Annotated in this window: 27 protein-coding genes; 12 read left to right on the top strand and 15 right to left on the bottom strand. The window is 66.7% G+C overall.

Going from position 1 to position 22222, the window contains the following annotated elements; all coding sequences use genetic code 11:
• Position 1 precedes the first annotated feature (1 nt).
• Entirely contained in the window at positions 2-640 is a 639-nt protein-coding gene (locus AB0P21_RS09900) for a helix-turn-helix domain-containing protein (protein ID WP_363695295.1), read from the bottom strand.
• 54 nt (positions 641-694) lie between these two features.
• Here AB0P21_RS09900 and AB0P21_RS09895 point away from each other — a divergent pair, with 54 nt between their 5' ends.
• From AB0P21_RS09895 to ettA, 4 genes are all read left to right on the top strand, one after another.
• A complete protein-coding gene (locus tag AB0P21_RS09895) occupies positions 695-1204 on the top strand; it encodes an ester cyclase (RefSeq protein ID WP_363695294.1) in 510 nt (169 codons plus the stop codon).
• Between the two features lie 299 nt (positions 1205-1503).
• A complete protein-coding gene (locus tag AB0P21_RS09890; protein ID WP_363695292.1) occupies positions 1504-1671 on the top strand; it encodes a hypothetical protein in 168 nt (55 codons plus the stop codon).
• A gap of 101 nt (positions 1672-1772) precedes the next feature.
• Positions 1773-2204: a single-stranded DNA-binding protein gene (locus AB0P21_RS09885; RefSeq protein WP_363695290.1), complete on the top strand. Its 432-nt coding sequence runs from the start codon at positions 1773-1775 to the stop codon at positions 2202-2204.
• Positions 2205-2413: 209 nt separating this feature from the next.
• Positions 2414-4096 carry an energy-dependent translational throttle protein EttA gene (gene ettA / locus AB0P21_RS09880; protein ID WP_363695288.1) on the top strand — a complete coding sequence of 561 codons (1683 nt, stop codon included), beginning with the start codon at positions 2414-2416 and terminating at the stop codon, positions 4094-4096.
• A 773-nt stretch (positions 4097-4869) separates the two neighbouring features.
• Here the strand turns inward: ettA and AB0P21_RS09875 are convergent.
• Both AB0P21_RS09875 and AB0P21_RS09870 read right to left on the bottom strand, forming a co-directional pair.
• On the bottom strand, positions 4870-5265 hold the full coding sequence (locus AB0P21_RS09875; protein ID WP_363695286.1) for a VOC family protein: 396 nt from the start codon (positions 5263-5265) through the stop codon (positions 4870-4872).
• Positions 5266-5387: 122 nt separating this feature from the next.
• On the bottom strand, positions 5388-5846 hold the full coding sequence (locus AB0P21_RS09870) for a MarR family transcriptional regulator (protein ID WP_363696470.1): 459 nt from the start codon (positions 5844-5846) through the stop codon (positions 5388-5390).
• 150 nt (positions 5847-5996) lie between these two features.
• Here AB0P21_RS09870 and AB0P21_RS09865 point away from each other — a divergent pair, with 150 nt between their 5' ends.
• Complete coding sequence (locus AB0P21_RS09865; protein ID WP_363695284.1) at positions 5997-6551, top strand: YceI family protein; 555 nt, start codon at positions 5997-5999, stop codon at positions 6549-6551.
• Between the two features lie 349 nt (positions 6552-6900).
• Here AB0P21_RS09865 and AB0P21_RS09860 read toward each other — a convergent pair whose 3' ends face one another.
• Entirely contained in the window at positions 6901-7503 is a 603-nt protein-coding gene (locus tag AB0P21_RS09860; protein WP_363695282.1) for a TetR/AcrR family transcriptional regulator, read from the bottom strand.
• A gap of 102 nt (positions 7504-7605) precedes the next feature.
• On the opposite strand from AB0P21_RS09860, the gene AB0P21_RS09855 reads away from it, so the two are divergent.
• The 7 genes from AB0P21_RS09855 to AB0P21_RS09825 all read left to right on the top strand — a co-directional run bounded on the left by AB0P21_RS09855 (position 7606) and on the right by AB0P21_RS09825 (position 13149).
• The gene (locus AB0P21_RS09855; RefSeq protein ID WP_363695280.1) at positions 7606-8751 is read left to right on the top strand and encodes an acyl-CoA dehydrogenase family protein; all 1146 of its coding nucleotides are present in this window, start codon (positions 7606-7608) and stop codon (positions 8749-8751) included.
• Positions 8752-8994: 243 nt separating this feature from the next.
• Positions 8995-10125 (top strand): site-specific integrase, encoded by a 1131-nt coding sequence (locus AB0P21_RS09850; RefSeq protein ID WP_363695278.1) that lies wholly within the window; start codon positions 8995-8997, stop codon positions 10123-10125.
• A gap of 114 nt (positions 10126-10239) precedes the next feature.
• Positions 10240-10650 carry a hypothetical protein gene (locus tag AB0P21_RS09845; protein WP_363695276.1) on the top strand — a complete coding sequence of 137 codons (411 nt, stop codon included), beginning with the start codon at positions 10240-10242 and terminating at the stop codon, positions 10648-10650.
• Positions 10651-10664: 14 nt separating this feature from the next.
• Positions 10665-11237, top strand: a complete 573-nt coding sequence (locus AB0P21_RS09840; RefSeq protein WP_363695275.1) for a hypothetical protein — start codon at positions 10665-10667, stop codon at positions 11235-11237.
• A 65-nt stretch (positions 11238-11302) separates the two neighbouring features.
• Complete coding sequence (locus tag AB0P21_RS09835) at positions 11303-11968, top strand: hypothetical protein (RefSeq protein WP_363695274.1); 666 nt, start codon at positions 11303-11305, stop codon at positions 11966-11968.
• Positions 11969-12155: 187 nt separating this feature from the next.
• A complete protein-coding gene (locus AB0P21_RS09830) occupies positions 12156-12716 on the top strand; it encodes a HEPN domain-containing protein (RefSeq protein WP_363695273.1) in 561 nt (186 codons plus the stop codon).
• A 37-nt stretch (positions 12717-12753) separates the two neighbouring features.
• Positions 12754-13149: a hypothetical protein gene (locus AB0P21_RS09825; protein ID WP_363695272.1), complete on the top strand. Its 396-nt coding sequence runs from the start codon at positions 12754-12756 to the stop codon at positions 13147-13149.
• Here AB0P21_RS09825 and AB0P21_RS09820 read toward each other — a convergent pair.
• The 11 genes from AB0P21_RS09820 to AB0P21_RS09770 are packed head-to-tail and all read right to left on the bottom strand — an operon-like array spanning position 13146 to position 22217.
• Entirely contained in the window at positions 13146-13595 is a 450-nt protein-coding gene (locus tag AB0P21_RS09820; RefSeq protein ID WP_363695271.1) for a hypothetical protein, read from the bottom strand. The genes AB0P21_RS09825 and AB0P21_RS09820 overlap by 4 nt on opposite strands.
• Entirely contained in the window at positions 13592-13801 is a 210-nt protein-coding gene (locus AB0P21_RS09815) for a hypothetical protein (protein WP_363695269.1), read from the bottom strand. Before AB0P21_RS09815 ends, AB0P21_RS09820 begins: the two co-directional genes overlap by 4 nt.
• Before the next feature lie 13 nt (positions 13802-13814).
• On the bottom strand, positions 13815-14030 hold the full coding sequence (locus AB0P21_RS09810) for a hypothetical protein (protein WP_363695267.1): 216 nt from the start codon (positions 14028-14030) through the stop codon (positions 13815-13817).
• Between the two features lie 52 nt (positions 14031-14082).
• On the bottom strand, positions 14083-14874 hold the full coding sequence (locus tag AB0P21_RS09805) for a M15 family metallopeptidase (protein ID WP_363695266.1): 792 nt from the start codon (positions 14872-14874) through the stop codon (positions 14083-14085).
• Positions 14874-15110, bottom strand: a complete 237-nt coding sequence (locus AB0P21_RS09800; protein WP_363695264.1) for a hypothetical protein — start codon at positions 15108-15110, stop codon at positions 14874-14876. Before AB0P21_RS09800 ends, AB0P21_RS09805 begins: the two co-directional genes overlap by 1 nt.
• Before the next feature lie 13 nt (positions 15111-15123).
• Positions 15124-15459: a hypothetical protein gene (locus AB0P21_RS09795; RefSeq protein WP_363695263.1), complete on the bottom strand. Its 336-nt coding sequence runs from the start codon at positions 15457-15459 to the stop codon at positions 15124-15126.
• A gap of 11 nt (positions 15460-15470) precedes the next feature.
• The gene (locus AB0P21_RS09790) at positions 15471-16013 is read right to left on the bottom strand and encodes a hypothetical protein (protein ID WP_363695261.1); all 543 of its coding nucleotides are present in this window, start codon (positions 16011-16013) and stop codon (positions 15471-15473) included.
• Positions 16014-16024: 11 nt separating this feature from the next.
• Complete coding sequence (locus AB0P21_RS09785; protein ID WP_363695260.1) at positions 16025-17098, bottom strand: DUF5047 domain-containing protein; 1074 nt, start codon at positions 17096-17098, stop codon at positions 16025-16027.
• A 50-nt stretch (positions 17099-17148) separates the two neighbouring features.
• Entirely contained in the window at positions 17149-18051 is a 903-nt protein-coding gene (locus AB0P21_RS09780) for a hypothetical protein (protein WP_363695258.1), read from the bottom strand.
• On the bottom strand, positions 18048-21920 hold the full coding sequence (locus tag AB0P21_RS09775; RefSeq protein ID WP_363695256.1) for a hypothetical protein: 3873 nt from the start codon (positions 21918-21920) through the stop codon (positions 18048-18050). Before AB0P21_RS09775 ends, AB0P21_RS09780 begins: the two co-directional genes overlap by 4 nt.
• Before the next feature lie 3 nt (positions 21921-21923).
• Entirely contained in the window at positions 21924-22217 is a 294-nt protein-coding gene (locus tag AB0P21_RS09770; RefSeq protein WP_363695255.1) for a hypothetical protein, read from the bottom strand.
• Positions 22218-22222 lie beyond the last annotated feature (5 nt).

Raw genomic sequence — 22222 nt, 5'->3', positions numbered from 1 at the left:
TCTACGGGCAGATGGCCGCAGTGATGGCCTGGGTGATCCAGGCTGTGTAGCGGTCGAGAGTCCACTCGCGTTGCAGGACGAGCAGTTCGTATAGCTCGACCGAGATGCAGGTCCACAACACATCGCGTACTTCGGCGTGGTCGATCCCCTGGCGGAGTTGGCCGGTGTCGACGAGGTGGGCGGCGCACAGGCCCATGCCGGTGAGGCGCTCGGTCAGCAGGTTCTGCCAGAGCTCTTCGAGGGTGTCGTCGGTGTGGCGGCCGTCGCGGATGAGGATCTGGACCTTGGCCGAGCGGGCCTGCCGCTGGGCCAGCCCAGCGGTGTAGAGCGCTAGCTTGCGGCGTACGTCGGGCTCTGCCTGGACGTCCTGCGACTCGGTTCGCTGGGCGATCGGTACGGGCTCGTCGTCGCCGGCAAGCACCTGGTCGAAGACGGCCTTCGCGAGCGCCGCCTTCGTCCCGAAACCCTTGTAGATGCTCTCGGCCGAGACTCCGGCCGCCTTGGCCACATCGGCGATCGTGGTGGCCCGGAAGCCGTCTCGCTCGAACAGTTCCCGCGCAGCCAGTACTACGGCCCGTCGGCGAGCGCGGGCGCGCTGCTGCCGGCCGGAGGCGTCGTACGGCCTCTTGACTTCTGTCATGCACCGATCCAATATTTTGGGGACAGTCTAACTGTATCTAATCTGGGAGGGGCGATGAACAGTGACCTGGGATCCGTGGTGATCAGAAGCATCCTGGCCATGGCCGACGGTAGTGCCAGTGACTTCGAGGAGCTCGTTCATCCGGCCGCGGTGGATCGGGAGAACGTGGTGCAGCCGCCGTCGTCGCGAGTACCGGGGCCCGCTGGGTTCTATGCCACGGCTTTGTGGCTGCGGGAGGCGTTCGCCGAGCTGCGCTACGAGATCCATCACTCGGTGGCGGACGGCGACCTGGTGGCGGTGAACTCGACGATGAGCGGGCGGCATGTCGCGCCTTTCGTTACCTACAACGAGGCTGGGGCGATCGACACGGTGTTTCCGCCGACGGGGAAGACGTTCGCGGCCACTCAGTCGCACTGGTTCAGGGTGGAGAGTGGGCTGGTGCTGGAGCACTGGGCCAATCGCGATGACCTGACTCAGGCCAAGCAGCTCGGGTGGGTGCCGCCGACGCCGCTCTATCTGTTGCGGATGGCTCGGGCCAAGAGCCGCGCGGGTCGCGCGGCCTGACTGCATGGCTTTAAAGAAAATCTTCGATCGGCGATCCGGGCGTGAATTGGCTGACGGCTGCTTCGATGGCGGGCCGTAGCTCGTCTTCGGTGACCAGCTCGGAGTCTCGTACTGCTTGGGTCCATGCGCGGATCGAGTGGGCCGAGAACTCCAGCGTCTCGGGGGAGTTGGCCATCCCTCTGGGATCTTGCCCCTCTTCGACCTTGCCTTCGAGGTAGAGGGCTAGGCCGAAGAGCGCCGTCCCAGCCGGGGCCGACGTAGAGCGCGCCGCTCGGGCCGCCGAAGGCCGCCGGTACCGAGTGGTCCATCTGGAGATCTGTGGTCTCGCCATCGCCGCTGAGGGTGATCGCGTCCCAGACCTCCTCGACCTGGGCCTGGTAGCTGCGCCGGAGCGTCACCCGGACCTCTTCGCCGGTCTGGCTCACCTGGCGCTGGATCGCGGTGATGTGCTCGAGGAGGTCGACTGAGATTAGGTTGTCCCCAGGCTCTGAAGTCGTCTCCGGGATCGGGCGAATTCGCGGCATCTTCTCTGGTGTAGGCAGTTCACGACACCAGGAGGGTGATGACGATGAGTGAGACACATCTGGCCGTGCAGGGCTGGATCGGCAGCGATATCCGGTTCAAGGAGATCTCCGAAGGAGTTTCGGTCGCCTCGTTCCGGCTGGCGGCGACCCCACGGCAGTACAACAACGACACCGCGGTCTGGACCGACCGGCCGACGAACTGGTTCACCGTCGAGTGCTGGCGGGCGCTGGCCGGCAACGTGCAGCAGTCCATGATGCGCGGCCAGCCGGTGGTGGTCGCCGGCCGTTTCCGCACCACCGAATGGAAGGACGAGGCCGGCAATCCCCAGTCCCGGATGGTGATCGAGGCGACCTCGGTCGGCCATGACCTGTCGCTGGGCACCGCCATCTTCACCAGATCGCCTGCCCGCAACCAGTTCGACACCGCGACCGACGAGCCCGACCTCCGGGTGCCACCACTTCAACAGGTTGCTTGAGCTCTCCTGCGGACAGGTTGCCTGGAGAGCGGGCTATGGCAGGCGCCTGCCACAGCTTCTTTAAGGCTGCCGTACGTCGGTGTTGGTCGGCGGCGTACGGCGTCTTGTCTCTGTGCGGAGTACTCGGGATCTCCGCCTGGAGTACCGGGCTGGTCGGCGTGGGGTACTCGGTTGGGAGACGGTGGGGGGTAGCGCATAGGCTCGGGGGTATGGCGGAATTCATTTACACGCTCCGCAACGTGCGGAAGGCCCATGGTGACAAGGTCGTTCTCGACGACGTCACGCTGAACTTTCTGACCGGCGCGAAGATCGGCGTGGTCGGGCCGAACGGCACCGGCAAGTCCTCGTTGTTCAAGATCATGGCCGGGCTGGACCAGCCCAACAACGGCGAGGGGCGGCTGGCCGAGGGCGCCACGGTGGGGATCCTGCTGCAGGAGCCGCCGTTGACCGAGGGCAAGACCGTGCTGGAGAACGTCGAGGAAGGGGTCGGCGACACCAAGAAGAAGCTGGACCGCTTCAACGAGATCTCCGCCGAGCTGGCCGATCCCGACGCCGACTACGACACGCTGCTCGCCGAGATGGGCGACCTGCAGACCGACCTCGACCACAGCAACGCGTGGGACGTCGATGCTCAACTGGAGCAGGCGATGGACGCGCTGCGCTGCCCGCCGCCGGACGTGCTGGTGGACAACCTGTCCGGTGGTGAGCGCCGCCGGGTCGCGCTGTGCAAGCTGCTGCTGCAGCAGCCCGACCTGCTGCTGCTGGACGAGCCGACCAACCACCTGGACGCCGAGTCGGTGCTCTGGCTGGAGCAGCACCTGCAGAAGTACCCGGGCGCCGTACTGGCGATCACCCACGACCGGTACTTCCTGGACAACGTGGCCGAGTGGATCCTGGAGCTGGACCGCGGCAAGACCTACGGGTACGAGGGCAACTACTCGAAGTACCTGGAGACCAAGCAGCAGCGGCTGGTGGTCGAGGGGCAGAAGGACGCGAAGCGGGCGAAGATCCTGGAGCGCGAGCTCGAGTGGGTCCGGTCGAACGCGAAGGCCCGGCAGACCAAGAGCAAGTCCCGGCTGGCCCGGTACGAGGAGCTCGCGGCCGAGGCCGAGCGCTCCAAGCCGCGCGACATCGACGAGATCAACATCCCTGCCGGTCCGCGACTGGGCAGCACGGTGATGGAGGCCAACAAGCTGGAGAAGGGCTTCGGCGATCGCGTACTGATCGACGGGCTGAACTTCTCGCTGCCGCGGGCCGGCATCGTCGGGGTCGTCGGTCCGAACGGCGTCGGCAAGTCGACGCTGTTCCGGATGATCGTCGGTGAGGAGACCCCGGACAACGGCAGCCTGAAGCTGGGCGAAACGGTCCGGATCTCGTACGTCGACCAGTCCCGCGGCGGCCTGGACCCGAAGAAGACGGTCTGGCAGATGGTGTCGGACGAGCTCGACTACATCAAGGTCGCGAACTTCGAGATGCCGAGCCGCGCGTACGTCGCGTCGTTCGGCTTCAAGGGCCCGGACCAGCAGAAGCCGACCGGCGTCCTGTCCGGCGGTGAGCGCAACCGGCTGAACCTGGCCCTGACCCTGAAGATGGGCGGCAACCTGCTGCTCCTCGACGAACCGACCAACGACCTGGACGTCGAGACGCTGCAGTCGCTAGAGGACGCGCTGCTCGAGTTCCCGGGCTGCGCCGTGGTGATCTCCCACGACCGGTGGTTCCTGGACCGCGTCGCGACCCACATCCTGGCGTGGGAAGGCACCGACGAGGACCCGTCCAAGTGGTTCTGGTTCGAGGGCAACTTCGCGGCCTACGAGGCGAACAAGATCGAGCGCCTCGGCGCCGAAGCGGCGCGCCCGCACCGCGTCACCTACCGCAAGCTCACCCGCGACTGACCCAGCCGCCAGAGCGAGGCGCAGCAGCAAGCGCAGCAAGCAGCAGAGCCCCGCCGGGATCATCCGGCGGGGCTCTTTGCGTTCCTGCATGAGGTCCGTCGAGATCATCCGGCAGGGGTCCGTTGGGTGGCGCGGTGATGGCGGCGGCGAGCAGTCGCGGGGTGAGGTGGCAGCTTGGCGATGGCGGTCCCGAGCGGTCGCCGGGTGGGGGTGTGGCTTGGCGGTGGGAGTGGCGTGCGGTCGCGGGGCGAGGTGGTGGCTTGGCGATGGCGGTCCCGAGCGGTCGCCGGGTGGGGGTGCGGCTTGGCGATGGGAGTCGCGTTCGGTCGCCGGGTGAGGTGGTGGCTTGGCGATAGGCGGTGTCGACCAGTCGCTGGGCGAGGCGGCGGCATGGCGACGGGGTGGTGGACAGTCGCCGAGCGAGATGGTGGCTCGGCGGTGGAGATGCCGAGCTGCTGTCGGGCGGGGTGGGGCTAGGCGGCGGGGGTGCTACGCGGTCGCCGGGTGAAGTGGCGGCTCGTGGTGGGGATGCCGAGCTGCTGTCGGGTGGGGTGGGCTTGGCGGCGGGGTGGCGTGCGGAGGAGATGGTTTGGCGGCTGGGGTGGCGTGCGGTCGCCGGGCGGAGAGCGGCTTGGCGGTGGGGTGTCCGAGGTGCTGCCAGGTGGGGCTTGGCGGTGGGGGTGCCGAGCTGCTGCCGGGGCGGGATGGTAGCTCGGCGATGGCTGTGCCGAGCAGTCGCCGGGTGAGGTGGAGGCTCTGCGGATACCAGTGGTTCAGGTGAAGAGGCAGAAAGGGTGGCCGGCGGGGTCCAGCAGGACTCGGACGTCGGTTTGGGGTTGGTGGTTGGCGAGGGTGGCGCCTGAGGCGAGGGCGTGGTTGACGGCTGCCTCGAGGTTGTTGACGTGGATGTCGAGGTGTTGAGTGGCGTGCTGGGTGCCGGGGCGGCTCGGCCATTGGGGTGGGGTCCACTCGGCTTCGTATTCGAAGTTGAGGGTTGGGCCGATGATGGGGCGGATCTGGGCCCAGCCGTCGGTGGGTGGGGCGCCGGGGCGTGGGCCTTCCTCGGTGGTGACCGGCTGGCTCAGCAGGCGGGAGTAGAAGGCCGCGAGCGCGCGGGGATCCGGGGTGGTGATGGTCACGGAGGTCACTTGGATTGTCAGTCCGTCCATGAGCAGACGGTACTGCGAAGGGCCGACAGCTTCAGGCCCTGATAAGAGGCTGGCGATCGCGTCGGTGAGGAAGGTGACAGGCGAGCGTCGAGGCGCGCCTGTCACCCAACAAGGAATTAAGGCTAGCGCTGGCCGATGTGTTCGGAGACGGCGTCGAAGACTCGGCCGACGGCGGCGAAGTCCTCGGGGGAGGCGAGGTCGACCAGGTTCTCCCGGACGCCTTCGACGTGGAACGGCGCGGCGTGGTCGAGGAGCGTCATGCCGGCGTCGGTGAGCTCGGCCCACACGCCGCGCTTGTCGCTCTTGCAGGACGTCCGGCGGACCAGTTCGGCTGCCTCCAGGCGGCCGACCGTGTGGGTCAGGCGGGAGCGGCTCTGGTGCAGGCGGTCGGCCAGCTCCGCCATCCGGAGCCGCCGCTCGGGCGCCTCGGAGAGCCGGACCAGAATCTCGTAGTCGTTGATGCCCAGGCCGAACTGTCGGAGATCGTCGTCGAGTTTGGCCATCAAGCGCGCAGTGCCCAGCAGGTACGCGCGCCACGCCACCTGCTGCTCGGAGTCAAGCCACCGGGTCCCAGTCGTCATCGTCACCCGGACAGTGTACCGGGAATGTAATTGACTTTTAAACAGTTCCTCTCTAGTGTCGAGCTCGTTGGTTGATGCTTCAACCCGAATCACCAGCACAGCGACAGCGACGCCCCCGACTGGCTTACCGTTTCGAAAGGACCCACCCCCATGAGCACCGCCACGACCACGATCCCCGGCCTGGTTTCCGGCACCTACGCCCTCGACGTGGCGCACACCGAGATCGGCTTCACCGTCCGGCACCTGATGACCAAGGTCCGCGGCACCTTCCAGGAGTTCTCCGGCGAGATCATCGTCAAGGACTCGCTCGAGGAGTCGACCGCCGACGTGTCGGTCGAACTCGCCTCCGTGCACACCCGGAACGAGCAGCGCGACGGCCACCTGCGCTCCGGCGACTTCTTCGACGCCGAGAAGAGCCCGAAGATGTCGTTCACGACCACGGGTTTCAAGCCCGAGGGTGACGACTACATCCTGGCCGGCGAGCTGACCATCAAGGACGTCACCAAGCCGATCGAGTTCGCCGTCGAGTTCCTCGGCGTGGAGCAGAACGCGTACGGCCAGACCATCATCGGCTTCGAGGCCTCGACCCAGATCAGCCGCAAGGACTGGGGCATCGACTTCAACGTGCCGCTCGAGGGTGGCAAGCTGCTGATCGGTGACAAGGTGGACATCCACCTCGACGTACAGGCTGCTCTGCAGGCCTGATCTGTAGCTGAAAGGCCCGGCTTCCCGTGGGGGAGCCGGGCCTTCGCACGTGCCGAGGTTGGTGAGACTGCGTCGAGGTGGTCAGCGCAGAGCCTGGTCGGCAGGGCGCAGGGCGCAGGGCGCGGGGTGCGGGGTGCGGGGCGCAGGACGCGGGGGCGCGCGGGCGCGGATGCCGGGCAAGGGCGGCGGGTACGGGGGCGCGGATGCCGGGTGCGGGGCGCAGGACGCCGGGCGGCGGGTGTGGGGCGCGGCCGGGTGTGGGACTGCGTAGAGGTGGTCAGCGCGGAGCCTGGTCGGCAGGGCGCCGGGCGAGGGTGAGGGTGCGGGTGCCGGATGATGCCGGCGCGGACTAGGCCTGGACCATCCGCAAAGCCAGGTCGGCGTACGTGGCGCCGAGTGTCTCGGGGGATGCGCTGCGCCTTGGGTCGTACCAGCGGGCCACGTCGATCGACAGGGACAGCACCGCGAGGGTCGTGCCCGGCAGGTCCGGTACGGCGAAAGTGCCCTCGCTGACGCCGTCCGCGAGGACCTTCTCGATCAGTGTGGAGATGGCGCGGCGGATCGCGGCGACCTCGGTGAAGTGTTCGGGGCTGAGTGCGGCCAGTTCGTACTGGACCACGCGCGCGATCGTGTGGTGCTCGGCATGCCAGGCGGTGAAGGCGGAGACCATCGCGCGCAGACGAGAGGTCGGGGAGTCGGCGTCGTTGGCCGCGGTGAGGATCTCCAGCGCGGCGCGGTGGCCGTACAGGCTGATCTCGAAGAGCAGGCGTTCCTTCGACGGGTAGTGCACGTAGAGCGCGGCCGGCGACATGTCCGCCCGGGAGGCGATGTCGCGGGTGGTGGTGGCCTGGAAGCCGCGCTCGGCGAACGCCTCGATGGCGCCGACCAGCAGGCGGCGGGCGGCGGCGGGCTGGACGTGCTCCCACGCGAGGGGACTGGTGACTGCGGACACGTTGACACAATGCCCTAGATTCGCGAAGCTAAGCAAGCGCTTAGCCACCCGCTGGACCGGGCGGCGGCGTGATCTCAGGCTCACTTCTCGGGAGGACGCGCGATGGAACGGATCATCTTCAACGAGGACCACCACGCCTTCCGGGCCAGCGCCAAGGAGTACTGCGATCGCTCGCTGGTGCCGCGGATGGAGCAGTTCCTCGAGGAGAAGACGATCGAGCGGGCCGCCTGGCTGGAGGCCGGCAAGCAGGGCTTCCTCGGGCTCGACGTGCCGGAGGAGTACGGCGGCTCGTCGGTCGGCGACTACCGGTTCAACGCGGTGTTCGCCGAGGAGGTCTCCAAGGTCTCGGCCTCGCTGTCGAGCTGCTTCGGGATCCACTACGACTGCTCCGCGCCGTACCTGGTCGACCTGGGCACCGAGGAGCAGAAGCAGCGCTGGCTGCCGAAGTTCTGCTCCGGCGAGCTGATCGCCGCGATCGGGATGACCGAGCCGTCCGGCGGCTCCGACCTGGCCGCGCTGAAGACCACCGCGAAGAAGGCCGACGGCGGCTGGGTGCTGAACGGGTCGAAGACCTTCATCACCAACGGCGACATGGCCGACCTGGTGATCACCGCGGCCCGCACCGATCCGAGCAAGGGCGCCAAGGGCATCACCTTGTTCGCGGTCGAGGAGGGCATGACGGGCTTCGGTCGCGGCCGCAAGCTGGACAAGGTCGGCCAGACCGAGTCCGGCACCTCGGAGCTGTTCTTCGAGGACGTCTTCGTGCCGGACGAGAACGTGCTCGGCACCATCGACCGCGGCTTCATCCACATGATGGAGCGGCTGGCCCAGGAGCGGATCGGCGCGGCGGTCTCCAACATCGCGCACGCCGCCCAGATCCTGACCGAGACGATCGAGTACGTGAAGCAGCGCAAGGCGTTCGGCCAGGCGGTCGGCTCCTTCCAGTACAACAAGTTCCTGATCGCCGAGCTGGTCACCAAGGCCGAGGTGACCCAGGCGTACGTCGACAACGCGGTGGTCGCGCACGACGAGGACCGGCTGTCGGCTGTGGACGCGGCCAAGGCGAAGTGGTGGAGTGCACAGGTACAGAACGACATCCTGGACGCCTGCGTCCAGCTGCACGGCGGCTACGGGTACATGAACGAGTACCGGGTCGCGCGGGCCTGGCGGGACGCGCGCGTCACCAAGATCTGGGCGGGTTCGAACGAGATCATGAAGGAACTCATCGGCCGCAGTCTCGGTCTCTGAGTAAATAGGGCCGATTCGGCTCTTCCCGTCTAGAAATCGACCTACCAACGACCTACGAATCGGTAGGCTTCCCGTAGGGCTGCCATCAACAGCCCAGCCCAGCCATCAACTGGGCGCTGACAGAGCGGGAGCACAAGCATGGCTAGTAAGCCGATTCAGAACCTGTCCAGATCGACAGGGAAGGTCACCTCTTGGACGGTCCGATGGACCTACGGGGGTAAACGAGGTGGTGCCCCACAGCGGGTGACCTGGGACGACTTCGAGGGCTTGAGGAAGTTGAGCCGGGCTGTGGCAGAGCGCGGCCACATGGTCTACGACAACGACCCGATTGTCCTCGACAGGAGCATCGTCTACCCGGAGCGCAGCCGGCCGTTGCCGGAGCCGGAGACGGGGCCGACCTTCTATCAGATGTACGAGCGATTCATCGCAGAACACCCGTATCACAAGGATTCGACGGTCCGTGCCTACGGCTTCCACATCAAGCAGCTCAAGCACTGGTGGGATAGGCCAGTAGAGGAGATCGAGGAGCGCGACGCCCGCGAGCTGTGGAACTACCTACGCAGCCAGGGCGACCCTCGTGCGGGGATGGTGCTGGCCAAGGCGGTCATGAACTTCGCGCGCAAGGTGGCCAAGGTCATCCCGGAAAACCCCTGCGACGTGGTCGTGATCCCGAAGCGGCGCAAGTCGCAGAGCATCGCCCGGTACATCACCGAGGATGAGTTCGAGATCCTGCGCGCCTGCGCGGTGACGGTGATCCATCGCGGACGACACATCATGGGTGTTGAGCCTGACGAGGATATGCGGCTTGAGATGGATCTGGTGTGGGAGACCGGTCTACGTAGTGGCGAGGTCTCAGCGCTGGAGCCCAAGCACGTAAAGATCAAGGGGCAGCAGGCATGGATCGAGGTACGGCAGACCGCGACCCGTGTGGGTAGCGGATGGGGTGTCGGATCGCCGAAGACTGAGCAGGGAGTTCGCGACATCCCCTGCTCTGTCGAGCTGGCCAGACGCCTCAAGGCCCATCACGAGGCCCACGGCAAGCGGTTCATCTTCCCGGCCAAGTTCGGCGGCCTGAAGCGACCGGACACGCGTTGCAAGGTCTGGACCCGGCTTGTCGCACGAGCAAACGAGCATGGGTTCGACGGGGAGTGCAGGTTCCACGATCTGCGGCACGCGTACGCCAGCAACCTTCTGACCGGGAATGTTCCGATCGGCGATGTCTCGGTGATGATGGGTCACAGCTCGATTCAGGTCACCTGGGACACCTACGGCCACATCTGCCGTGGCTTCCGCGATCGCATCCTGGCGGCGACCAGCCGGAAGCGTAATCGCAAGGCTCCGCTTACCCGCGAGGACATGGTGCTCGCAAGCTAGTTGTCCATCCCTGTCCACATTTGGCACCCTCTCTGACCGATTTTGTGGTCAGGGAGGGTGCCTTGCGATAGGCACTTACCTAGCAACTACAGCACCGGAAGGGAGCACCCCTAGATGAACTCGGAATGGGCCGACCCGGACGAGGTTGCATCGTGGGCCGAGGGCAAGAGTCAGGGCGTCCTCAAATGCCGCACGAGTCGCAACCACTGGTGGGATGGCTGGGCGGCCAGACCGCTAACGGAGGACCCGAAGATCCGAGGCCGGATCGCCGGAGCTTTCGAGTGGCGGTACCCACTGCAACAGATCCAGCGATGCACACGATGCAAGAAGGTGATCCGGAAACTGACCATTCATCCGTTCACCGGCAAGGTCTTGCACCGCACGTCTGCGCAGTACCTAGAGGGCTACCTCCTTGAGCCCGGCATGGGCCGGATTGATGAAGATGGCAACGGCCAGTTGAGGCTGATGGTGATGAGCGTCGACGACGGCGAGCGTGAACGCCCGCGACTGCGGAAGGTCGGCTGATGGGGTCGAGGGTCGTGATCGAGCGCTGGTGCGACAACCACGGTGGCAGTGAGGAGCACCCGGCAGAGGAGCGCACCTACGCACTCAACGACAGGCCACGGCTCGCAGATACCTGCAACCCGTGCGATGAGAACATGAGTATGGCGCAGATGCGTGCGTTCCTAGCCGAGTTTGGTCGCCCGGTACCGAGTGAGGCGAAGGCCGGCCGTGTGAAGCCGAACAGCGCGCAACACAATGCGATGGTGGCGGCGGCTACTGGCTCCCGCAAGGGGCGGAAGCCGACCGAGGGTGCCCACAGGCGACACCAATGCCTTTGGTGTGTGCTCGACTATGCAGCCAGCTCTGCATTCACCAAGCACCTCAAGGACCTGCACGGCTTCGACTCCTCGGCCGATGCCTTCGGTCGTGTGTGCCCGGTTTGCGCCCAGACGGATATTGAGATGATGGGTGGCCACGCGAGCCGGAGTCACGCGGACATCGCCTCGACGGCGTCGGAGCTGTTCGTCTGGGCGCGGGAGAACGGTGATCCCTACGGCATCTACGCCGAGCGCCTGGCGCAGGGCACGAATGTCCAACTAGCAGCCTGAACGACGAAACGCCCCCACTCCAACTGTCGGGATGGAGTGGGGGCGTTCGGGTCTATTCTCGTCACATGCGCCGCGCTTACATCTCACCGCACATCGACCTACCTGAGTCGTTCGATCTTGCGAGGGTATGGGCAGGGGGCGACAAGGTCACGATCATCGGTCCCAGTACCGCTGACATCGACGCGTCACCCTTCCTCGCGAAGGCTGGCCTACCTATCGGAATCACGGGCCATCGGCATACCCGGTACACCGCGCGGGCGCGAACTGGAGTGGTCATCGCGTGGTGCCTGCACCTGGACGAGATCCTCGGCATCGAGCGGGAGTCTGGGCTTGACGGTCTCGTCGCGGTCCGTGGGTTCGAGATTCATGCGCCGTGGATTACCGCCCACGACGCGGAGCTTCTAGACGGCGAGCCTGTTCCGCAGGTCCCTGAGGCAAGTTCGGCCATCAAGGCGATGGTCCGCGGGATCTCCCAGCTAGTAGCGGTGCCAAATCAGGGGCTCATCGATCCGCGGGAACGATCGTCAGCAGTCCACGCGCTCGTCTACATGCGTAGTCACGGCCATCAGCTCATCCCCGAACAGCTCGCCGTCGAGGCAATCCGTAACGAGTGGCCTGGGAAGAGTCCCCTGGACCTGGCCGACCTCGCGAAGCAACTCAATGCAGGAAAGCAGCTCCGGTACGACAAGCGACTCAGCTCGACCGTGCTTGCAGAGTGGGCGGCGTCCTGACGCCCTGTGGATAACTTGCAACCTGCTGAGCGGATTCGGGGCAGACTATTGGTGTCGCCAGCCCCGGCCCGCAGTCACCGGTGGGTGTAGCCGTCGCCCGCACAGCGTCGAGGCGCGAGGCCCCTCCGGCAGGCAGGTCCGGGCTGGCGACGCTGACCAGGGTCGCCACAGAGCTAGGGTCATCGGTATGACGATCCACTTGCCGGAGTTGAACCAGCTCTTCTTCTCGAGGGAGGACAGCGAAGGTGATCACGCCGACGACTCGTGCTGCCTGTCGCTCGACTGGGATGGATTTCCCAACGAGGAGTCCAAGTGGTCTGAGGTTCGGGATCAGCACCTAGCCGCCCTCGGCGTGATGGCCGAATACGCGTCGAAGGAAGCGGGCGGTCATTCAGGTTGGCTGTTGGGGCGACCGCTGGTCTTCGCGGCCAACCACGCTGCCGAACTTGCGCTCAAGACAGTTCTTCTGCCGCAGCGTGACGCCTGGCCGAAGGGGGTTGATGGTCATGAACTCGGAAAGCTGCTGGCCTTGGATCGTCGGGAGCACGGTACGCGGCGGGACACGGAGGACTGGGAGAACCGTTTCGTGGACTTGCTCAGTCGCGCTTGGGAGGCCGGCCGTTACCCGGATAGCCCGCGCCGGGAGCCTCTGTTCGATCAGTGGTGCTGCGTGAGCGCTGGAACCCTGGTGGACGCGGTTCGCACGTTCGCCTATCTCGTCGCGCAGCCCGAAGCCAACAACAACTGACCTCGACTCAGTCTCGAACATATGTTCCAATGCTGTCATGGGGAGTCGTGGAATCGGAGATGTGCGGCGGGTGCTTGGTGATCGGCAGCCTCAGGGCTGGATCGATCTGCACTTCAGTAGGCCCGCTCCTGCTCTTCCGGACATTCGCGGGGATGCTCTGTTCTCGTTCGTTGCACATCAACTGACCGGCCGTGAGAACCAGGTAGCGATCGAGTCCCGCGAGTACCAGGACGGGGCGCACGGCGCGGCTTTCTTGCGCTGGGCGCTCGACATGCGTAGGCAATGCGACGCGATACGCCACATCCTGGTCCGGTACGGAGAAGCCCACGACTCGGACTCCCCGGACCTTTCTTGCTTGCGTCAAACGCTCAAGGATCTCGCGGGGTCGTGGTCCAACGAGTACGGCTGGCGTGAGTCCTGGGACGACGCCTAGATTCCACACTGTCCGGTTGGCACCGGAGGCAGTGGATTAGCCCTGCGCTCTGCGTCATTGGCAGCCTGCTGGCGCAGGTAGGCATCGAGCGCCTTCATCATGACTTCCCGTTCGGGGCTGCGGGCGATCGTGCGGGCCAGCAGGTTCTGGTTGGCTCGGTCGTCGTCAGCGATCTTGGACCGCTCGGCCAGGGCTCGGGAGAAGGCAAGGTTGTATTGGGCTTGGCACTCGATAGAGCGGGACCGGTCGCGCTGGTAGAGGTAGTTCTGGATGGTCATGACGACAGCGAGGATCAGGACGAGCGCGCCGAGTGCTGCGCGTGGTCGCCGGTGTCCTCCCCGGAACTTGTCGGTGGCTGCCTGCCAGGCGGAGCTGGTCAGGTAGCCCGCGAGGAAGCCGAGCATGCCCCACAGGAGCGCTGCCTGGGCGTAGGTCTGAGCGGTCATTCGCTCTCGTCCTCCTTGGGCGGCTTGGGGTCTGACTTCCCGCCGCCGCGACCGCTCGCCACCAGCGCGCCGATGACGGCGAGGAAGGGTGCGTTGATGGCGGGGTCGGGTTTGTAGTTCGGGTTGATGATGCTGGCGGTGTAGTTGGCCACCCAGACCAGGGACACGGCGACGATGAGGATGGTGCGGACCCGGTCGTTCAGCATGGGTTGGCTCCGCTCAGAACTCGTCCGTGGTGGGGACTTCGGTTTCGGCCGGCGGCAGGGCCGCGGTGGGCGTGACCTGGGACCGGGTGATCAGGGCGAGAATGGCGGCGGTGACGGCGAGGATTGAGCCGGTCTGCACGGTGGACAGGTGGAGTCCGAACGCGACCGCCAGCGCTACGACGGCCTGGACGGCACCGAGGAACAGCGCGGGTTCTCTCTTCCAGAGCATGGGTGAGTAACCTCCCTTCGGTTACTCGAGGAGGGACGGGGGTGTACGTGGGTCAGGGCTGGACGCGGTAGCCCGCAAGACGGCGCAGCATGTCGGCGGTCTTGGGGCCAGGGACGCCATCCGGAGCGAGGCCGTAGGCGCGCTGGAATCGGGTCGTGAGGCTGACGAAGGACTCGGAGCCGTTGAACTTCACGCCCTTGCGGGTGAGCAAGATGGCGTAGCTGCGGCGGTACCAGCCGATCCAGTGCTTCTCGGAAGCGCTGAGGGTCTCGGTGGGCTTCTTGCCCTTGTCGATGCGCCACTGCTTCATGAGCAGCGACAGGTCGAGCGGAGGCGCGACCACCGGCGTCAGCATCGCCTTGGCCTTGGCCAGGTGCGTGGCGACGGTCTTGGGGGTGCCGATGTACTCGAAGTGCATCGGGTCGGGCTTGGCCTTGGTGTACCGGCCGCCCCAGTAGAAGCCGCACGATTCCCAGGCGCTGACGACCTTCGGGGGAAGGTCGCTCTTGAACGGCGTGCCCTGTCTGTTCGGAATCGAGTTCACATCGACGGCCAGTCCCCAGCTGTGGTTGCTGGCGGTCTTGGTGCCCGCGATGGGCCGGTTCGCGAAACCCCAGGTCTGACCGGCCTTGACGTCGTAGCCGTACTTCTCGGTGACCAGTAGCAAGGTCTGAACGAGGGCGGCGACCTCGCGGCGAACGCTGACCTTCACTCCGGCCGCCGTGACAGTGGTCATCTTGGAGGTTTGGGCGTGCGGCCAGCCGGTGCCCCAGCCGCGGGCTTGTGCGTTGTTGACCGAGGCTCCGGCGTGCGGGTTGGGTCCGTACTTGGCGGGGGCTGCCATCAGTGGTCCGTCTCGTCCGGCGTGGTGTCGGGCTCCTCGTCGGTCCCAACTTCGGTGTCTGTCTCGACCGGAGGCTCGGGCTCGATGACCTGCGTGACCTCGGCCTCCGGCTCGGTGCCGGCCGTGGCGGGCTCGCCGAGCTGGTTGGGGTCGGGCAGCGCTCCGGCCTGCGTGGGCTCGGCGGTCGGGGCTGGGTAGTCAGGCCCGGTGCGAGGGTTGCTTTCGAACACGCCCATGGGCGGTTTCTCCTTACTCAGGTGGGGTTTCCGGTGTTGGTTCCGGAGTGAGGTTTCTCGTGGCCCAGGGCTGGTCGCGCACGGTCCAGCCGTAGTACCAAGGGCATTCGGCCGAGTGGTATCCGGCGCCGCCCCAGGGCTGTCCGAGGCTGACGGTCGCGCCGTCGCATCCGCCGCAGAACTCGGCCTGGATCGCCGAAGCGATCAGTCGCTCGATCGCGGCGGCGTTGTTGACCATCGGGTCGGGGATCTCGATGTTGAGCCGGTCGTCGCCATCGACGGGCGCGGGGACGACTTGCCAGTAGATGGTGTTGTCGGCGCGGGAGGCGCGGAAACTGATCCATGCCACGGGGTTGCCTCCTAGGTGGCGTGAACGAGCCATCCGGCCAGGGAGCAGTAGTAGGGCTGGATGACGGTGCCGATGGCTGCGCTGTGGTTCTGGAAGGCGAACAGCGTGATTGGGTCGCCTGCCGCACACAGACCGGTCCAGGTGCATTGCACGGTGGTGGGCAGGCTGTTGGCGGTGGCGGCGTCGACGGCGTGGAAGTTGACATCGGTCGCGCCGACTTTGAGGTTCGCGCGACGGTAGGTGCCGTTCGAGGCGACGTACTGGAACGCGAGCTGTCCGACGATGGTGTAGATCCCGGCGACCGGTGCGACCAGACGGCCATTGGGCAGGTCGGCCATGCCGCCCGAATTCACCAGCGGGGTTTGGTAGAAGATCTGGACGTTGCTGTTGGCCGGGATGCTCTGTACGTCCTTGGCTTTGAGTACGGCGGCCGGTCGCGGGACGGCCCACACCTGTTCGATGCGTTCGGCAAGGGCTTGGAACGCGGCGGGGCCGTCTGGTGGCTCAGTGAGTAGCGGGTAGGGGAGTGCGTTCTTGGCGGTGTAATTGGGCACAACGCCTCCGTTCAGGCGGGCAAGGTGATCGCTGTGGTTCGGGTGTTGAGGGAGAACTCGCCCGCTGGAGTGAGAGGGATGGCGAGGCTGTCGATGACCCGCAGAGAGGTGCTGCCGTCTGGGAGGGCCACGGTGACGGCGTCTCCGGGACGCAAGGCGGGGTTGGGGGCGATCGACAGGTCGACCGACGAGGACAGGCCGAGCGAGCGCGCCAGGAGCTGGCGGGCGGCAGCGAGGCAGGCGGCGGAGTCTTGGAGGTAATCGACCTGCTGAATCAAGGTTCGGCGGCCGAAGGTGCGCACATAGGTGGGGCTGGTCGGGGTGGTGTCTTCGACGTAGCCGTAGGGGTCGGCAAACGGCGGAACACCTTTGCCCTGCACCGAGACGGCGTTGTAGACGGTTTCGCGGCTGATGGTCTGTTCCCAGTCGGCCAGCGATCCGGACGCGCCGAAGTCGACCGCCCACACGGGCGCGGGGGTGACCATCTCGGGGCTCTTGGCAACGATCAAGCGCGAGTCGTCGTAGGCCGCGTAGACCTCGGCGTTGAGCTGGTAGGCCAGTTGCTGGATCGCGTTCCAGCGGTCCTCATCGACCTCGGTCGCGGGCACCGGCTTGTCGACAACACCAGGCAGGACGGTGAGGGTTGCGGGCCGGTCGAATGTGCCTGCGTTCCACGTCGCTGCCCACGGCTCGGCGGCGAGCATGGCGATCAGGTCGAGCGCGGACGGGCCTTGGATGGTGCGCCGGGTGGGGAACTTGGCGTCGGCGATGAGGGCGGTGCGGTCGAAAGCCCGCACGGTCAGCATTTCTTTGCTGTCCCAGGTGACTTCGGTCAGGAAGGCCCGCGCCAGCGGGACGGTTTCTTCCTTGCCGTCTGCGAACTGGATTCCGCGGTGCACCTGCACTTCGGTGCTGTAGGGGGTGAGGGTGCGGTTGCCGAGGAATCCGGCGATGTCGCGGCGGGCGATCGTGAGATCGACCTGTGCACGGACCTGCGATGTCCGGTCGAGACTGACCGATCCGGAGCTGATGGGGACGCGGTTGACTCGGCGGTTGCCGGAGAACAGGTCGACGTAGGCGACCATGCGGTGTGACTGGCGGACGGCGTCGAGGAACCGTTGCGAGACCGGGTACATCAGCCGACCGCGAACGGAGTCCGGTAAACGTCGAGCCAATCGGCCCGCTGGTCCTTGACGTCCTGCCAGGTCGCGGCACCGGTGACGACCTGCCGCCAGGTGTTGTCGCGCCCCGACACCAGGCGGCCGATCGGGGCGGAGGTCTCCACGAACTCCAGGCCGAAACGCCGGGCCGGGTGCATGCCGAGACGGGTCGCCCGCGACTCGGTGGCCTTCTGGACGGCGAAGTAGAGATTCCCGATGCCGAACTCGCGGGTGGTGCGCAAGAGCAGCACGTCGCCGTCATCGAGCAGCCCCCACAGAGCGTCGCGCTCGTCCAACGTGGCGGTGACGAGGCGGAGCTGTCCGCGACGGGATCCGCGGGTGCCGGTGACGACGACGGGCAGCGAGCGGCCGACCATGTCGAACACGCCGACTTCGGCCGGCCGTTCGATCTCATCGAGCCCTTCGACCCACGCGAGCACAGCCGACGCGGGGTCGACGGCGTTTGACAGCCACGCGCGGCCGTACCCGCCAGCGTCCAGGACCACGGCCGGGCTGGCGGCGACGACGGTTTCGGGGTCGCCGGTGCGGGTGAAGGTCGCGGTGTAGGTCAGCGGTACGCCGAGCGGGGCCTCATAGTCGAACCCGATCCAGCCACCGTCATTGAGCGCGACGTTGACGCCGTCACGGATCGGCTCAGCCACACCACCCGGCGCGGTGCGGGTGATGGTGGCCCAGTTAAACCGGAACGGCGCGAACGCCTCCAGCAGCACACCGCCACTGCCCGGCCGGGGCTCGGCGTAGAGCGTGATGGCGGTGGGCTCGCCGGGGTTGTCCTTCAGCGCCTGCCAGGTCGGGACCTGGTCGGCGACTTCCTGCCACGAGTGGCGGGCGTAGGTGACCTGCGTCCAGCTGGTCATACCGTGGTCCTCCGCAAGGTCTTGTCCGCCTGGGTCCTGGTGGCTGCCTTGACCTCGGTGCGGGCGATGTCGGTGATCTCGCGGTCGCCGATGAACACGCGAAGCTGACCGATCGCGAGCTGCGGCCCAAAACCGTCCGGCAGCCGGGTACCGGTTCCGAGGACACCGGCCAGGCTGAGCTGGGCGCGGTCGACCAGGGACTGTGAGCGCTCCAGACCGAGCGCGAGACCGGCGCCGGTGTTCCAGCCGATGTCTTGGAAGACCCGCGACGGCGACTTGATCTTGAGCGTCTTGCGCAGCGCCGCAACCATCGCGTTCGCGAGGCCAGTGAGGTACTTCTCCAGCGCGGCCTTCTGGGACTGCAAGCCCTTCAGCAAGCCCTGGGCGGCCCTGATCCCGGCGTCATACATGCCCCCCGCGACCGTGTTGCCGAGCGAGCTGGCCTGAGTGCCGATCGCGGCATAGGTGGAGTTGAGTTGCTTGATCTGCGCCGGGGTGGACTTGAGCAGCACGTCGGCCATCTGGCCGCCGGCCGTCGCGCCCTGGGCGGCGATCTGCTGAATGACCTCGCTGTTGAGGCCCTTCTTCACCAAGGCGGCGATCTTGGTCCGGAACGCCGTCAGCGCCTTCAGGTTGGCCTGCAACCGGGCGATCACGGCGGCCGGGTCCGGGGCGATTCCTTGCATCAGGTCGCCGAACAGGTCGCGCCCGCCGAGGTTGGCATCGCGGATGTTCGTGAACACCTGGGCGCGGGCTTCGGTCAACGACTTGAGCCGTGCCGTGGTCGCGGTGATCGAGGCAGCGAGGGCATCGATCTTCTTCGCGGTCGGCGCGATGACCTTGCTGTACGCCTTGGAGACATAGGCAAGCAGCTTGTTGCGCTGGGCGAGGATCGCGGCGCGCTGAGCCTTGGTGATGCCCTTGGTCGCGTACGCCTTGTTGGCCGCGTCGATGATCTTGTTCATCAGCGCCGCAGTGACCTTGCTCGCCGATGCAGCGGAGTCGTTGAGACCGGCGACGAAGCCTTGGATCGTCTGGCGGCCAATGACCATGAACACCCGCGACGGCGACTTGATGCTCAGGGCATCCTTGGCGGCCTTGACCGCGCCGGAAACGACCGAGCGGGCCTTGTCTGCGACGGCTCCGGCCATCGAGGAGATGCCGTTGATCAGTCCACGGATCAGGTCACCACCGGCCGACACGAGCCACCCGGCCGCGCCGGACACGGCACCGGTCACCTTCGACTTCAGCGACGAAACCGCTTGTACGGCTGACGAAACGCCGGACAGCACCGCCGACTTCAGCCCGCTCATCGCCGAAACGACAGCGGCCTTGGCACCGTTGAACGCCTCGGCGGCTCGCGCTCGCACGGCCAAAAGTCCGGCGACTGCCGACTGGACGCCGCGCACGGACGATTGGACGAATGAGCGGATGAACCCGAAGACCGCTGCGACCACGGAGCGGGCGGCCTGGACGTTAGCGACGATGTACGACCGGACGAATCCGAAGACGGCCGAGACGACCGAGCGGACCACGGCGAGGCTGGTACGGACCACTGCCGCGTAGAGGCGGAAGTAGGTTCCGATCACGGAGCCGATGACCGAAGCAGCCTTGGAAACAAAGGGTCCGGCCCACGCCCAGACGGACTGGATCACCGAACGGACGACCTGAAGGTTGCTGACGACAACGGAACGGATCGCGCTGAACACGGCCATCGCGACGCTGCGGAACGTGGAGCTGCGGGTCCACGCCAGGTAGATCGCTCCGGCCAGCAAAACGAGCCCGGCCACCACCAGCCCGATGGGGTTGGCGGTCATGGCGGCGTTCAGCGCCCACTGGATCGGCACCCACGCGGCCATCGCCGCACGGATGATGAGAGTCTTCGCAGTCGCGAGCGCCGAGCGAGTGGCCATCAGCAGCAGGGATGCGCCGACGCGGGCGTTCATGGCGATGATCTGGGCACCGGCTGCCGCGCCGCGCCCAAGCGCCGCGCCGTAGCGCCCGAGGGCACTGCCGGCCGTGGCGACGCCGGACCCGATGGACGACCCGATCCGCGCGCCGGTCTGCACGGCTGCGCTGCCGAATCGTGCGAGCGCGCTACCGGCGGACCGGACGCCGGTGGCGATCTTGGAGCCGAGCTGGAGGAACGTCTCCTGCACGGTGTAGCCGAACTTGGTCAGTTTCGACTGGGTGTTGATCGCGCCGACGCCGATACCGGTCCAGGCGGTCGACAGCCCGGACACCATCTTGGCTCCGATGCCGCGCATCGAGTCGGCCAGCAACATGCCCTTGAGGCGGATCGTGTCGAAGGTCCCGACGACGCCGCCCTGGGACTTGACGCCTGCGGCACCCAGCCTGCCCAGCGCCCCGACCACGGAACTGATGCCGGTCACGGTTCCGACGAACCGGATCGCGGCCAGCGTGCCCAGGACAGTCGCAAGACTTGCGACGGCCTGCGTTCCACCGGGGATCGAGGTAATCAGGTGGGCGAGGGTGGTAGTCATCGAGGCCAGCGACGACACGAACGACGCGACCGCGCCGCCCGCATTCATCTGCTGGAGCGCAGCGCCGATCTGGGCGATGCCGTCGATGACCTGCTGCCCGACGCCGGTGGCGTTGATCTGCTGAAGCAGGCCGAGCAGCGGGGCGATGGCCTGCCGGATTCCGGCGATGGTGTCGGAGGGGTCCGACGTACCGGCCAGGGCACCGAATGCCTTGGCGATGTCGGCGATCAGGCCGCCGAACTCGACCATGGTCTGCTTGCCCTCAGCGAACCAGCGCTGCAACGCCGAGCGGCCCTTGAGGGAACTCGTCCAGGCGGCGAACCTCGCGGTCAGGTTGTTGATCAGGACCAGCAGGGAGTCCCCGGTGCCCTTGCCCTGCTTGAAGATGTTGCCGAGTGCAACCGCGAGGTTCTTGGCGATCGATAGCAGTAGCTTCGCGGAGACGAACGCGCCGCGCATGAACACGGTGATCTGGTTCGAGCCCTTGGTGCTAGCCGCCCATCGGGCGAACGACAACGCGATGTTGTTGATCGACCGGGCGAGCTGGACACCGAACGGCAGCATTGGAAGGAGCGCGGATCGTGCGCCGGTGAAGGCCCGGATCGCGGCCGAGCCCATCAGCTTGAGGATGGTGTTGTTCGCGCCCATGATCCGGCCCCAGTCCCGCAGGGCATGGGTGGTGGTGTTGGCGGACACGAACGCCTTGCCGAGCCGGTTGACCGACGTGGCACCGGTGTTGAGCTGGCGCGTCAGCAGCGGCAGCACGCGGCCGGCCGTGGACTTCATGACCCCGGCGACACCTGCAAACAGGCGCTGCTGGACACCTAGGCGCAGCTTCTGGAAGGCCGGATACAGCTTCACCGTTTCCCCGACGACCTGACGTGCAGCCGGTGCCAGGTTCTTCATCGAGGCGGTCAGCTTCTGCTGCTGGGCCTCGGTCAGCTTCTCCCCGGCTGCCAGGCTGGCCTGAGCCTTGAACGCCTCCTTGAAGGCGTCCTTCATGCCGATGGTGCCGATCTTGGTCACGCCGATGCCCTGGGCGAGCGCGGTGTAGATCGGGATCGCGGCGGCGGCCGAACCGCCTGCGTAGGCGGCCGACGACCCGAGCGCGGTGAGTCCCGCGGCCAAGCCGGAAGTTGCCGCCGACAGCGGCCCCGCCATGACCGCACCGAGCCCCACCAGGAGCCCGGTACGGCCCAGCGACGAGGCAACGCCGGTCTGCATGGCGTTGCCGAACCGCAGACCGACGTTGCGGCCGCCCTTGTCGGCCTGGCCGCTGATCCCGGCCATCTGAGCCTTGAGCCAGGTCCCGAACTTGTCGGAGTCCGGCTTGACCTCTACGTAGGCGTCACCGACCTTGGCCATGGCTCACCTCCCGGCGAAGAAGGCCAAGACCTCGGCCTCAGTGGGCTGCCGCGACTTCGGGCGTGCGGGGGCGGCAGCGGTGCCCTGATCGGGCTGGTAGGGATCGGGTCTGGGGACCTTGAGCGGGCGGGGCAGGCGCTTCACGCCACCGGCCGCGAGGGTGGCCCGGAATTGGGCGTGGGCCAGTTCGACCAGGGCCGCCGCCAGCTCCCGGTCGTCGCTCCAGCCGCTGTTCACGGTCCGGCTGAGTGCGGAGTCGGGCGGGAGATGGGTGATGAGGGCAACGAGTCGCCGCATGCCGA

This window comes from Kribbella sp. NPDC056861, assembly GCF_040687575.1.
Taxonomy (GTDB): Bacteria; Actinomycetota; Actinomycetes; order Propionibacteriales; family Kribbellaceae; genus Kribbella.
Note: the sequence above shows the minus strand (reverse complement) of the source record. Positions and strands in the feature narration are given on the sequence as shown.